Below are 13,603 nucleotides of genomic sequence, written 5' to 3'. Positions count from 1 at the left end.
TCCCCCGCGATTGCTAGCTGACCGCGCTAGGCCGTTCCACTGGCAAACCATGCGCAGACAGTAGTACTTCTCATCCCGGTGTTAAACCTTTCCGATAACGTTGAGTGGAGCGTTGCGCACCTATCGCTCGAGTCATCTTTACGTGCCTATGCCCTAACTTGTCAGCCTCATTCACTGCGGGTTGCAGTCACTCTATTTTCTCGTGCTCCCACTAACAACAACGAGCGTTGCACGCCTACTGAAGCTAGCAGTGCTGGCCTGGGCGGCGTCGTTGAGTTGGGGGACGGAGCAACTCGCATTCGCCCAATCTTCGCTCGCGCTGCAGGAACTTCCGCCGCCTCAACCGCTTCCGGCCGTCGAGGAACTCGTGCCAGGCACTGAAGCACCTGCATCGCTGGTATTCCCGAACGGTTTCCCGACGCAGGAGATCGCCAACTCTACTCCGTCGAGCGAGTATTCGCTCGAATCGTTTGCCAACAACGAAGCGCTGGCGCCACGCGATAGTATTTATCCGCAGTTGAGCGACGATCCCGAGACGGTGGAGCGGGAAATGGGGCTGGGCGAGTTCTTCGCCGATTACCTCTCCTCAGCCCGTCAACTGCCTGCGTACTACTACAACCCTTCGTACTACAACACCAGCGGCATCGGGGCGCGGCCTCTGGCAGATTATGCCCCGCCTGGCTACGAAGCGCGCGAGTTTCAGGACGCGCCAGGTGCTCCCGAGTTTACGCCGCTGGCTCCGCCACTGCCTCCGTCGGTAACGGGACCAACGCCAGGCGTCGTCCGCGGAATGATGCCCGGCTCGTTCCTCGTGCCTGGCGCAAGCACCTCGTTTCGACTGCGTGGTTTCGTTCGTCTTGGCGGCATGTTCGACTTCGACCCCATCGGCAGTCGCGACGATTTTGTGACGAATACGATTCCTGTTCCGCAGGATTCGGGGCAGAACTTCAACATGAGCGCGCGGTACAGTCGTATCGCCGTCGAAACCTGGACGCCGACTGCTTTCAAAGAGTGGAACGTCCATACGTTCATCGAAGGCGATTTCTTCAATGGGACCGCGCAGGCTGCCGGCGCAGGCGGCAATCCTTTTCGTTTGCGATTTGCGTTTGTTGACTTCGGCTACTTCCGTTTAGGCCAACAGAACACGGTCTTCATGGATGGCAACTCTTGGCCGAGCACGGCTGACTTTGCCGGACCGCGCGGCTTGACGAATCAGCGGCGGCCCGGCGCGCGTGTCACGTTGCCGATTGCTGACAAGCTGTACTGGGCCGCTGGCGTCGAGCAGCCATTTTCCGACATCACCACGAACGGCCTCGGCACAAACGTGCAGGACACGCCTGACCTAGCGAGCCACTTCCGCTACGAAGGCGATCTCGGCCACGTGCAACTCTCAGGCCTCGGGCGAGCGATCGGTTATGAATCGAACGCGGGCGACCTCACGCGTCGCGGCGGCTGGGGCGGCAGCGCCTCCACGGTCTTCCATCCATGGGCGGCGTTGATCGGCAGTGATGCGACTCACAAAGCCAACCCGACCGGCCTCGAGCGTTCGCGGATCCTCGCCCAGTACACCGCGGGGCACGGCATTGCTCGTTACATTCAAGACACCGCTGGACTCGGACTCGACGGGCAGGTCGATCCCATAACCGGCGCGTTCGATTTACCGTTTGCAGTCGGTTGGGCAGCCAGTTACGAGCACTGGTATAACGAGCAGTGGCTGAGCAACTTCACCTACTCTGAAGTGAGCGTCGACAACACTGCAGGGCAAGCGGGAACGACTTACGCAGGGGCTCGCTACATCGCCACGAGCTTGTGGTGGATTCCCGTGCGCAACATGTCGATTGCCGTCGAGTTCCTGCATGGCGTTCGAGAAGACTTAAACGGGCAGAGTGCCGACGCCAATCGCATCCAGACGTTGTTTCAATACAATTTCTAAACGCTGCTCGGGGCGGGGCTCGTGGCTGCCGTCGAGGTGGAGCTGCCCGCAAAACCTGTTATATTGACCACGTCTGGCGTGGTGATTGTGCGCTCAGCGCGGCCCTCGCCGGTTTGACTGATTTCGATGATGCCTCACTTTGGAATTGACGTCGATCGCGGCGTCGCGCATCGCTGTCTGGGAGGCAATCGATGAATACGCAGCTGATTGTTGTCGTCGCCCTGCTTGTGGCGGCGATCGTGATGTTCGCGATCAATCGTCCCCGCATGGACGCCGTCGCGCTGATCATGCTGGCTCTGTTGCCGTTCACTCGCGTGGTGACCGTCGGCGAGACGCTCGCTGGCTTTGCCGACCCAAACATCGTCCTTATCGCCGTGCTGTTCGTTCTCGGCGACGGGTTGGTGCGAACCGGGGTGGCGCGACGACTTGGCGACTGGCTCGCGGCAAAGTCGGGAGGGAGCGAAACTCGTTTACTCGTGCTGCTGATGGTCGTGGTTTGCGGGTTGGGATCAACGATGAGTTCCACCGCAGTAACGGCGATCTTCATTCCGGTGGTCCTTCGCATCGCGCAGAGCATGCAGATTTCGCCGAGCCGCTTGATGATGCCGCTCAGCGTGGCCGCGCTGATCAGCGGGATGATGACCCTGATCGCCACGGCGCCGAATCTGGTCGTCAACAGCGAACTGATCCGCATGGGAGAGACAGGATTCCAGTTCTTCAGCTTCACGCCCTTCGGCGTTCCGGTGCTGGTGCTGGCCATTCTCTACATGAAGTTCGCCAGCCGGTGGCTCTCCTCAGAGGCGGACGCTGATTCAACGAGCCTTGGGCGGCCGCGGATGGCCGACTGGATCGAGCAGTACAAACTCGCCGACCGCGAGCATCGCGTCCGCGTGCGGCCAGGGTCGTCGCTGGCCGGTGAAACGGTGGCCGAGGCGCGGTTGCGCGACGTTTCCGGCGCGAATCTCGTCGCGATCGAACGGACGGGAACGCTGATCCAGCCCGAGGGATCGACGACGCTGCAGGTCGGCGACGTCCTGTTGGTCGATCTCTTCGCTCCCGAACACGACGTGGCAGAGCTGCGCCGGCGTTTCGGACTTGATGAGCTTCCGCTCACCGGAGCGTACTTCTCGGACATGTCCCAGCAAATTGGGATGGCGGAGGTGATCGTCCCCGCCACATCGCCGCTGGTTGGCAAATCGCTCGCGGAGGCGTCATTCCGCGAACGATTCCGACTCAACGTGATTGGCTTGCGTCGAAGTGCGGAGGCGTTCGAGGGCGTTTTGCGGCACGAGAATCTGAAAGTCGGCGATACGCTGCTCGTCATCGGACCGTGGAAAGCAATCGGCAACTTGCATCAGGCGACGTCCAAGCTAGTCGCCTTCAATCTTCCTGCGGAGCTTGACGAGGTGTTGCCCGTACAAGGTAAGGCGATTCAAGCAGTCGCCTGTCTGGTGATTGCCGTTGGACTCATGATTAGCGGTGTTATTCCCAACGTGCAAGCCGCGCTCCTTGGCGCACTGTTGATGGGCGCGCTCGGCTGCGTGAATCTCAACAGCGCCTACCGCTCGATCGATTGGAAGACTATTGTGTTGATCGTCGGGATGTTGCCGTTCTCGATCGCATTGGAACGGACCGGGGGCGTACGGCTGGCGGCTGATCTCTTGATGGATGCGGTGGGCGGTTCCGGAATTCGCGTGGTGCTGGCGGCGTTGTTCGCCATCACGGCTCTCTTGGGGATGTTCATCTCGAACACCGCGACGGCGGTACTCATGGCGCCGGTGGCGATCACGATCGCTGAGGAATTGGGGCTTTCCGCTCAACCATTCGCAATGATCGTCGCGCTCGCCGCCTCAACTGCGTTCATGACTCCCGTATCGTCGCCGGTCAACACGTTGGTCGTGACGCCGGGGCGCTACACGTTCGGCGATTTCGTTCGGGTTGGCGTGCCGTTCAGCATCATCGTGATGGCGCTTAGCGTCGCGTTGGTCCCTTGGCTGCTGCCGCCGTGACCTGCGAGCGTCTTCGCGACGATCTGGCGGGGCGGCCATCGACACCTAATCCACTTCTCGGCAGGCGTACCAAATGAACGAATCTTCCGCAGCTTCGAAGACGCGTATGCAGAAGGTTCTCGACGTCGTCGAACGCGTGGGAAATCGGGTTCCTCATCCCGCGGTCATTTTTCTCATCCTGATTGCGATCGTCATCGGCCTGTCGCATGTGATGTTCGTCACCGGGACGAGCGTGTCGTACGAAGCCATCGTGCCGAAGATCGCAGAGGCTCAATCGGACGCCGCGAAACTCCTTGACGATGGCGGCTTAACCGTAGAATATCGCGCGATCGATGCGAAGGACTACAAGATCGAGCGACGCGAGGTGGCCGCGCGGAGTCTGCTGACCAGAGAGGGCGTCCGGTTCATTTACGCATCGCTCATTCCTAACTTCATGGGCTTCACGGCAGTTGGGCTGATGATCGTCGCGATGGTCGGGGCCGGCGTCGCGGAAGAATCAGGCCTCGTCAAAGCGCTTATTCGTAAGTTGGTGATCGTCTCGCCGCGCGGAGCACTGACTTACATCCTGGCGTTCGTGGGGATTGTCTCGAGCATTGGCGCAGATGCAGGCTACCTAGTGCTGATTCCGTTAGGTGGCGCCGCCTTCCTTAGTCTGGGGCGCCACCCGCTTGCCGGTTTGGCGCTCGGCTTCGCCGCCGTGGCCGGCGCGTTTACGGTCAATATGCTGATCAAACCGCTCGACGCGGTGCTGGTCGAGTTCACGAACGATGCCGTCGCGATGGTCGATCCCGGCAAGTCGATTGGGCTCACGGCGAATCTCTGGTTCTCGATCGCCTCGGTCGTTGTGCTGACGTTCCTCATTGGCTTCGTCACCGAACGGATGATCGAGCCGCGGCTCGGCGTCTACGAGGGCGAAAAGCCGGAAGAGGGAGGTGCAACCCTTTCCGCAGACGAGTCGCGCGGGCTGCGGTACGCCGCCGTCGGCATGGTCGCGTTGCTCGCGATCTTCGCGCTGCTGACGTTGCCAGCCGGAGCGCCCTTGCGAAACCCTGACACTGGCGAGCTCATCGGCAACTCGCCGTTTATGAACGGCTTGATCGCTCTAATCATGGCGGCGTTCCTCGTGACGGGGACCGCATTCGGCGTCGGGGCGCGCACGATCACTAGCCTCACGGGGGTGATCAAAGCGATCGAGAAGGCTATCTCCGGCCTCGGCGGCCTCATCTTCTTGCTGCTGATCATCAGCCAGTTTGTCGCGTACTTCAATTACACCAACATGGGGACCATCATGGCCCTCAAGCTGTCCGACATGCTCAAAGCGTCGAACATCGGGCCGCTGCCGCTGCTCATCGGTTTCATCGTCGTCGTGGCGATCATCGACCTGTTGATCACCGGCGCGATCGCTAAGTGGGCCATCTTTGCGCCGATCTTCGTGCCGCTGCTGGTGCGATTGGGGGTTGATCCAGAAGCCGTGCTCGCGGCGTATCGAATTGGCGATTCGCCCATGAACGCAATTACTCCACTCAATGCGTACTTTGCGTTGGTCGTTGGCTTCGCCCAGAAGTACGATAAGCAAGCCGGCGTCGGTACCGTCGTTTCGCTGATGCTGCCTTATGTCGGCTGGCTCTTCATTGTCTGGACGACGCTGTTTGTCGGCTGGTACTTGCTCGGCTTGCCATGGGGGCTCTAGGGCGGCGCATTGAGAAGCGTCGCCGGCGATTGTTGAAGTAAATTAGCGGAGCAAAGGCTCTCACACGATAGGAACAACTTGCGATGAGCACTCACGTTTCATTTCTCGACGTCGCTGCTGCCGAAGCGAGGCTCATGCGGTACCTGGCCGTTGAGGGCGTTACCGGTCATGAAGCGGCGATTGCGTCAGCGATCATCGACGACCTGAAATCGCTCGGCGTGCCAGCCTCGGCCATCAAGTTCGATGATGCGAACCAACGCATTCCGTTGCCGACCGAAACCGGAAATCTTCTCGTTACCTTGCCGGGCACGATCGCTGGCGAGCGAATTGCCTTCTCGACTCACCTCGACACGGTGCCGCTGTGTGCCGGCGCCAAGCCGATCCGCGAAGGCGATCGGATTCGCACGGATGGTTCGACCGCGCTCGGCGGCGACAATCGCACGGGCTGCGCGGTACTGGTGACGTTGGTCGAGACGCTGCTAAAGCACAACATCCCGCATCCGCCGCTTACGCTGCTCTTTACCGTTCGCGAAGAAAGCGGCCTTCACGGTGCCCGCGAACTCGATCCCGTTGAACTAGGCGGCTCGGTGATGTGCTTCAACTTCGACGGCAAGCTGGCGTCTGACCTGATTATCGGCGCCGTGGCTCAGGAGAACTGGCAAGCTGAGATTATTGGTAAGGCGGCCCATGCCGGCGTCGCGCCGGAAAAAGGAATCTCGGCGACTCTCGTCGGCGCTATCGCACTTACCGAAGCGAAACGGGGCGGTTGGTTCGGCAAAGTGGCCAAGCCCGATGGCTACGGCACTAGCAACATCGGCATCTTCGGCGGCAAGCCAGGGCAACCGGCTGGCGACGCCACGAACGTCGTCACTGACTACGTCAAGATGATCGGCGAAGCCCGTAGCCCCGAGGCGAGCTTTGCCGCGTCGATCACCGCGGCCTATCGTGCGGCGTTCGAGACGGCGCGGCAAGAAGTGACTGACGTTGACGGCGAGTCGGCCGAAGTGAAGTTCGTCAACAAACCGTCGTATCCCTCGTTCAAGCTCGCTGAAGATTCCGCGGCAGTCGCTCGAGCCAAGCGTGCCGTTGAGTCGCTCGGTTTAACGCCGAACACAAAATTCTCGAACGGCGGCCTCGATGCGAATTGGTTAGTGAATCACGACATGCCCACGGTCACGTTCGGCGCCGGGCAGTACGAAATTCACACGGTGAAAGAGTACGTCGATCTGCCGGAGTTCGCGCAGGGGTGCCGCTTGGCCATCGCGTTGGCGACCCTCAACGCCTGATCTCACGACTTGATCGACATTCAGGAGTAAACGCATGCCGCCAGCTGTTTCCAAGCAGATTGAGGCTTTCGAGTCGTTCGTCTCAACCGGCAAACTTCCGCCGCGCGATCGCGTCGTCGAACTAGTAACGAAAGCGTACGATCGCTACCGCACCAATGGCGAAGGGAAGAATTCGCAGGTCTACCCCGCCCTGGCCCGCGTGCCGAGCGAACTGTTCGGCATCTGCGTCGTTGGCGCAAACGGCGAGGTGATCTCCATCGGCGATGCGGACTACGAGTTTACGATCATGAGCGTTTCGAAACCGTTCATTTTCGCGCTCGTCTGCCAAGTGTTGGGCCCCCAAGCCGTGCGCGAGAAGATCGGCGTCAATGCGACGGGGCGAGCATTCAATTCGCTGGCGGCGGTCGAGGGGGGAGATGACGGCCGTACGAATCCGATGGTCAATGCCGGAGCGATTGCGACGACGAGCCTCGTGCCGGGTGAGTCGATTGCCGAGCAATGGCACTTCATTCACAAAGGGCTCTCGCGATTCGCCGGCCGCGAGTTGCCGCTCAACGACGAAGTCTACGCTTCGGCGACGGAGACGAACTTTCGCAATCAGGCGCTTTCGCGACTGCTGCAGAGCTTCAGCCGCATTTACATGGATCCGGCGACTGCGACTGATCTGTACACGAAGCAATGTTCGCTCAACGTGTCGGCGAAGGACCTGGCCGTTATGGGCGCCACGCTTGCCGACGGAGGCGTGAATCCGATCACTAAAGAGCGCGTCGTCGACCCAGAAGTCTGCCACTACGCCCTGGCCGTGATGGCGACCGCCGGGTTGTACGAAACATCCGGCGACTGGCTCTACGAGATCGGGTTGCCGGGCAAAAGCGGCATCGGTGGCGGTATCGTCACCGTCTCTCCTGGAAAAGGAGGACTAGGGACGTTCGCCCCGCCGCTCGACGCTGCCGGCAACAGCGTCAAAGGACAACTTGTCGCCAAATACCTGTCGCAAAGTCTTGGACTAGACTTGTTTGTATCGCGGCCCGAGGTCTAGTGCTTCGCTGGCCGCTTCAAAACCATCGTTCTCCGGAGTCGCTTCTATGTCTGTCACCGCTCCGCTCGACGATAACGATGCCCGCGACTCGTGGCTGCCGATGCTCGTCATCGCCATGGGCCAGATGCTCATGTCGTTCAACGTGGCCGCTCTGCCCGTATCCATGAGCGGGATGGTGGCGAGCTTCGACACGCAACCGACCACCGTCGGCACGGCGATCGTTCTCTATTCGCTCGGCGTTTCCGGATTCATTCTGCTGGGCGCCAAGCTGAGCCAACGATTCGGCGCCAAGCTATTCTTCCAGATCGCCGTCGGCATGTTGGCCGTGGCCATGCTTCTGATGGTCGTTAGCCCTACGACGCAAATCATGCTCGCCGCTCAGGCTCTCGCCGGCATGGGCGCTGCAGGATTAGTGCCGACGCTCGTCGTGTTAATTGCCAATCACTATCGCGGCAAGCAGCAGGCCGAGGCCGTCGGCTGGCTTGGTTCGGCCCGTGCGATCGCCGGCGTGCTGGCGTTCGTGATCGTTGGTTTCGTCGCCATGATTAACTGGCGGCTGGCATTCGCATTGCTGATCGTACACAGCGTCGCGATCTTGGTACTCAGCCGAAAGCTGAAGGACTCAGCCCCGAATCTTAAGGTGAAGATCGACGTCGTAGGCGTCATCCTTGCCGCGACCGCAATTATTTTCATCACGTTTGGCTTCAACAACGTCCGCAACTGGGGATTGCTACTCGCGAGGCCGGCGGCGCCGACTGATCTGCTGGGAGTCTCCCCTGCCCCGATCCTGATCATTGTGGGCATTGTCATCGGCACAGCATTTTTCGTCTGGACGCACCGCCGCGTCGCTCGCGCTCAGACGCCGCTGCTGGCGCTTCAAGTGGTTGATTCGCCGCGAGAATGGGCGACGGTGATTGCGCTGTTCGCCATCGTTGGCGTCGAGGCGGCGATTAACTTTTCCGTGCCGCTCTACATCCAGATCGTGCAGGGACGTAGCAGTATGGCGACTTCGATTGCCATGATGCCCTTTATGCTGACCGTCTTTTTCACGGCGATTCTGATCGTGCGGCTCTACAATCGCTTTTCGCCGCGAACAATCGCGCGTCTGGCATTCGGGCTAGTGGTCGTCGGGACCATTTGGCTTGCGTTCGTCGCAAAGAACGATTGGAGCGTTCTGCCCGTCATCGTCGGGTTGGTTACGGTTGGACTCGGCCAAGGCGCGTTGGTAACGCTGCTCTTTAATGTGCTCGTCACGGCCGCTCCGAAGGAACTCGCCGGCGACGTCGGCTCGTTGCGCGGCGTCACTCAAAATTTGGCCGCGGCCGTCGGAACGGCGCTGATGGGGGCTCTGTTGGTCGGCGTTCTCGGCTCGCTGGTCCATGCGAAACTGACGGATAATCCAAAGTTTCCCAGCGAATTCAAACAAGGCGAACTCGCGGCGGAACTCAATCTCGATAGCGTCAACTTTATCAGCAACGAGAACCTCAAGGTTCGCCTCGAATCGACTTCAGCGTCGCTCGAACAGGTGGAGGAAGCGGTCCGCATCAACGCAGAGTCGCGCTTGCGGGCGCTGAAGACGGGCTTCCTCGTCCTTTCGGGTATTGCGCTGCTTGCGCTCGTACCATGCAGTTGGCTGCCAGCCTATCGTCCCGGCGATTTGAACTCGACCAACTGATGCAGAGCGCGTTAGGCGTCGCAGGGGTGGCGTCGAGGGATCGCACGTGCTATCTCACCACGCGCGCGTTACCGCCGGCGGCAAGTTTCGTGACTTCCGCAAGCGACGCCATCGAGTTGTCGCCCGGGGTCGTCATCGCCAAGGCGCCATGAGCGGCGCCAAGATTTACGGCAGCCTGCGGCGATTGGCCGCTCAGGAGACCGTAAATCAGGCCAGATGCAAAACTATCGCCGCCGCCGACGCGGTCGAAGATTTCCAATGCCGGATATTTGTTCGAACGGTAGATCGCCCCGTCGTACCAGCAGATCGCCGACCAATCGTTCACCGTCGCTGACTTCACCGAGCGAAGCGTCGTCCCTACAAGTTTGAAGTTCGGAAATTCCGCAGTGGCGGCGTCGACCATCCGGGCGAAGTCTCCGTCGCCTTCAAGTAGTTCCGAAGCGCCGCCGACCTCGATGCCGAGTCCCACGGAGAAGTCTTCTTCGTTGCCGATCATCACGTCGACCAGCGGCGCAAGTTGCCGGTTCACTTCGCGCGCACGATCAATGCCGCCGCGATCTTTCCAGAGGCTCGGACGATAGTTGAGATCGTAGGAGACGATGGCGCCATTGGCGCTCGCCTTCTTGCAGGCTTCGATGGCAACTTCAGCCGTCGAGTCGGAGAGCGAGGCGAAAATACCGCCGGTATGGAACCAGCGAGTCTTTCGAAGGCCGAACAGCGAATCCCAGTCGACGGACCCGACGGTGAGTTGACTCACGGCAGTGTGCCCGCGGTCAGAAACGCCCAGCGCGCCGCGAACGCCAAACCCGCGTTCGGTGAAATTCAAGCCATTTCTAACGCGTCGCCCGATGCCGTCGTCGGCTTGCCATTGCAAGTAGCTCAGATCGACGCCGCCCTGCAGCATCAGATCTTCCACCAACCTGCCGACTTCGTTGTCGACGAGCGAGGTGACGACAGCGGTTCGCAAGCCGAAGCAACGACGCAGCCCGCGGGCGACGTTGTACTCCCCTCCCCCTTCCCAAGCCTCGAAGCTGCGCGTGCGGCGAATGCGTCCCTCGCCCGGATCGAGCCGCAGCATCACCTCGCCGAGCGCGACGCAATCGAAATGGCATTGATCAGGGGCGAGGAGGTTGAGAGACACCGATGCGATTCCTTGTCTGGAGATGAGTGGGAAACCGTAGACTATACATTAAGTATTACAATTTGGAATCTTCCGATTTGCGCGTCAGGGCATCGGCGGTCGATGCGGCGATCCAGGCCGCTTGCTGAGGAAATATCTCGTAGGATTTGAGTTCGGCCAGCAGCGGATCGTCAGGCTCAATACCGGCCGTTTGGGCCATTGCATCGTCTTGCAGCGATTCGGCAAAGACTTCCCAGCGGGATTGCCACACGCGTAGGCCGCAAAGGCGTCTCCGGGGGGCATTGTTGGCCACGCACCGGTAGCGGCGTCAGCGGGAAGCGCCGAGCGCTACAAGCGCACCGCTAATTGAACTCGATCGTCGTGACAGAACGGGGCTCCAAGCGGAACTCCGCGCCTTTCGACAAATCGCCAAACTTCCACTCCCGCCGCTGTGGCGTGATTCGCTCTGGCTGCTCGGCAGTGTTCGTCTCGGCGAGCGGCCCCGCCAGACTGGTTGCGACAACTTGTCCGCTCGTGGGTTGATAGCCTTCGATGACCAGCGACGCGGCGACGGCTTCCGCTCCCGAATTGACGATGCTGCAAGTGAGCGACTTGCCGTCGTCGCTCAGCTTCGCATTCGCATCGAGCGACGCGACGCCGGCGACCTCGCAGGCGACGAGCCGCGGCTGGGCCGCTTGCGAATACATCTGCGTGACGTAGCCCGGCGGCTGCAGCCAGACTTGCGAGGGGTTGAGAAAGAGCAGTCCCTGGTCCCAGCCATTGTCGTTCTGGCCGTCGGGTTGCAGAGCGTTCGCCGACAGGGCGATCGGAATGCGGCCGTCGCGTTCCACCGAATGGAGCGCGAGCGCATTGCCGATTGCACGCCGCTGATCGTGGTTGTTCGCGTTGAATTCGAAGACAACAACCTTGAAGTCGGCGCCAGTCTCTAAATTTTCTAGCGAGTCGATGAATGAAAACATTCCTTGCAGCGTTTGATGGCGATCTGGTCCGTCGGTCCAGACGTGGACATCGAACCAGACTTCATGCCCCGCCGCTTTCGCGAACTTCAGGATGCTCTGCTGACCATCAAGCGTCGTGATCCCGGAAGCGGAGCCAGTAATCCGTTGCGGATCAGCAATCGGATTCTCGTAGACGAAGTCGCCAACGATCAATTGAATGTCCGGGTCGAATTTCCAGATCGCTTCGGCACGCTCCTTGAAGCGGGCCGCATAGTCGAGATCAACCCGCTCTTCGTTGCCCAATTGCAGGTACTTCAGTCGGTACGGCTTCGGGTGGCCATCGCGGGCTCGCTTGGCGCCCCACTCGTTATCCGCCGGCGCCTTGGCGTACATGACGAACTGAGCCATGCTCTCCGGCGTTTCCCCCATGCTGAAGGTGGGCACGTACTCGAAGCCGGCCGCCTCGCAGAAGTTCATGAAGTCGATGATCCCCCAGCTGTTGGTCGAGTAGTCGTACCAGTGACCATCGTACGGCGGCCGCGTGGCGCGGGGGCCGATCATTTTCTGCCAGCGATACTCGTCGTTGTTGACCATCGTGCCGCCGTAGCGAAGCAGCCGGATCCCCTGGCGTTGTAGGAGTTCCGCCACGTCACGGCGAACTGGCAAGTCTTTGAACCGCCCCCAACCGCCCGATTGCAGGAACGCGTAGCCTACGGCAACCGCACTAGGCCGACGGAGCTTGAGCGCGAATCGGCCATCGCGAACGGTCGCGGAGGGGATGAGTTGGAAGTCAAGCTTCGTCCAATCGTCCGCCGCGACGTGTAGTTCTTGCTCGGCGAGGACCTGCGAACCATCGCTGTTTTCCAGCGCAACGTGCAGATCGCATGGCTCGTCGGCGCGAACATACAGCTCGCCGTCGTACGGCTTTCCTGCTTCGAAATGCATGCCCCAGCCATTGAGGCCGCGGTTGGCGACGCCTGCCTCGCCGGTTCCGCCGCTGAACTTGATTTGCTGGCTCTGCACGCCGACGAATGGGTTGGCGCGCGAGAGCTCGAACGCTGCCTGTGCATCGCCAGTTCGAATCGGCTGCCACATGCGGCTCACGGCTTGGCCGTTCGCTTTCGCGGGCGTGAAGGGAATTGCCCGCGTCTGCCCGGTGACGCCCGCTTGCAGGTTTCGGTAGCGTGCCGCGCGATGGAACTGCCGCAGGCCAACAGCCCCGTTCTCGATGGCATGCGAATCGGCGTCGTCGAAGGTAAGAACACTTTGGCCGTTCACAAAGATTTCCAATTGCGAGCCTTTAGCCACGACGCGGAGCGTCACCCACTGTTGGGTCGGCACGTCGCACGCCACGTCTTGCAGCAACTTAAAATCGCGGCGATGGCGGCCTAGTCGCACGACTTGCCGTTCTGGATCGAGCGCGATCTCATAGCCCCAGAAGCGGTCGGCCCCAATGCCCGGCTGCGACGTGCGGATGATCAGGCCGGCGTTCCCCGCGGCGTTGTCGTCGAACCAAACATCGACGCTCGCTTCGCCGTCGGCAAACGCTGCGTCCTCGGCGACGATCTTATTCCCTTCCCCCGCGGGACTTTGTAGGATTTCGCCGGCGACTTTCCAATCGCCCCCATAAGCGGCCATGCCCTCGATCGGAGAGGCGAGGGCCGGCTCCTGGAAACTCTCGCCAAAGATCATCTGGCTGTAGAGGCCGCCGTAGATCTCGTGGTTGACGTCTTCAATGCATGCGCCGGCGAGCAATGGCGACAGGCGATGGATTCCCTGCGCTGCGTCGATGTGGATTTTGGCCTGTTGCGCTTGCGACGAACCTTGAGGCAGCAGGAGATAACTTGCGCAGCAAATCGCGAGGAGGCTGTTGCGTGATGCCATTGAAGAGT

9 protein-coding genes are annotated in these 13,603 nt (G+C 60.7%); 6 read left to right on the top strand and 3 right to left on the bottom strand.

What is annotated here, in order from left to right:
- Positions 1-202: 202 nt before the first annotated feature.
- The 6 genes from ACQY7R_RS11395 (at position 203) to ACQY7R_RS11370 (ending at position 9,632) form a co-directional block, all read left to right on the top strand.
- Positions 203-1,933, top strand: a complete 1,731-nt coding sequence (locus ACQY7R_RS11395; protein ID WP_428305723.1) for a DcaP family trimeric outer membrane transporter — start codon at positions 203-205, stop codon at positions 1,931-1,933.
- 191 nt (positions 1,934-2,124) lie between these two features.
- Positions 2,125-3,942 carry an SLC13 family permease gene (locus ACQY7R_RS11390; protein WP_428305722.1) on the top strand — a complete coding sequence of 606 codons (1,818 nt, stop codon included), beginning with the start codon at positions 2,125-2,127 and terminating at the stop codon, positions 3,940-3,942.
- Positions 3,943-4,015: 73 nt separating this feature from the next.
- The gene (locus ACQY7R_RS11385) at positions 4,016-5,632 is read left to right on the top strand and encodes an AbgT family transporter (RefSeq protein WP_428305721.1); all 1,617 of its coding nucleotides are present in this window, start codon (positions 4,016-4,018) and stop codon (positions 5,630-5,632) included.
- A gap of 83 nt (positions 5,633-5,715) precedes the next feature.
- Positions 5,716-6,918: a M20/M25/M40 family metallo-hydrolase gene (locus tag ACQY7R_RS11380; protein ID WP_428305720.1), complete on the top strand. Its 1,203-nt coding sequence runs from the start codon at positions 5,716-5,718 to the stop codon at positions 6,916-6,918.
- A 34-nt stretch (positions 6,919-6,952) separates the two neighbouring features.
- Entirely contained in the window at positions 6,953-7,957 is a 1,005-nt protein-coding gene (gene glsA, locus ACQY7R_RS11375) for a glutaminase A (protein WP_428305719.1), read from the top strand.
- Between the two features lie 46 nt (positions 7,958-8,003).
- A complete protein-coding gene (locus tag ACQY7R_RS11370; RefSeq protein WP_428305718.1) occupies positions 8,004-9,632 on the top strand; it encodes an MFS transporter in 1,629 nt (542 codons plus the stop codon).
- Between the two features lie 49 nt (positions 9,633-9,681).
- On the opposite strand, the gene ACQY7R_RS11365 is transcribed toward ACQY7R_RS11370, so the two are convergent.
- The 3 genes from ACQY7R_RS11365 to ACQY7R_RS11355 form a co-directional block, all read right to left on the bottom strand.
- Positions 9,682-10,773 carry a PfkB family carbohydrate kinase gene (locus ACQY7R_RS11365; RefSeq protein ID WP_428305717.1) on the bottom strand — a complete coding sequence of 364 codons (1,092 nt, stop codon included), beginning with the start codon at positions 10,771-10,773 and terminating at the stop codon, positions 9,682-9,684.
- A 55-nt stretch (positions 10,774-10,828) separates the two neighbouring features.
- The gene (locus ACQY7R_RS11360; RefSeq protein ID WP_428305716.1) at positions 10,829-11,023 is read right to left on the bottom strand and encodes a hypothetical protein; all 195 of its coding nucleotides are present in this window, start codon (positions 11,021-11,023) and stop codon (positions 10,829-10,831) included.
- Between the two features lie 91 nt (positions 11,024-11,114).
- Positions 11,115-13,595, bottom strand: coding sequence for a family 16 glycoside hydrolase (locus ACQY7R_RS11355; protein WP_428305715.1), 2,481 nt, complete (start codon positions 13,593-13,595; stop codon positions 11,115-11,117).
- Between the last annotated feature and the right edge of the window lie 8 nt (positions 13,596-13,603).

The sequence above is a fragment of the Lacipirellula sp. genome (assembly GCF_965279485.1).
Classification (GTDB): domain Bacteria; phylum Planctomycetota; class Planctomycetia; order Pirellulales; family Lacipirellulaceae; genus Lacipirellula.
This window is presented reverse-complemented; position numbering and strand designations above follow the sequence as displayed.

What these genes read in the sequence shown, in the direction of transcription:
- ACQY7R_RS11390 (WP_428305722.1), top strand. Translation starts at nt 2,125, where the DNA reads ATGAATACGCAGCTGATTGTTGTCGTCGCCCTGCTTGTGGCGGCGATC.
- ACQY7R_RS11385 (WP_428305721.1), top strand. Translation starts at nt 4,016, where the DNA reads ATGAACGAATCTTCCGCAGCTTCGAAGACGCGTATGCAGAAGGTTCTC.
- ACQY7R_RS11380 (WP_428305720.1), top strand. Translation starts at nt 5,716, where the DNA reads ATGAGCACTCACGTTTCATTTCTCGACGTCGCTGCTGCCGAAGCGAGG.
- glsA (WP_428305719.1), top strand. Translation starts at nt 6,953, where the DNA reads ATGCCGCCAGCTGTTTCCAAGCAGATTGAGGCTTTCGAGTCGTTCGTC.
- ACQY7R_RS11370 (WP_428305718.1), top strand. Translation starts at nt 8,004, where the DNA reads ATGTCTGTCACCGCTCCGCTCGACGATAACGATGCCCGCGACTCGTGG.
- ACQY7R_RS11355 (WP_428305715.1), bottom strand. Translation starts at nt 13,595, where the DNA reads ATGGCATCACGCAACAGCCTCCTCGCGATTTGCTGCGCAAGTTATCTC.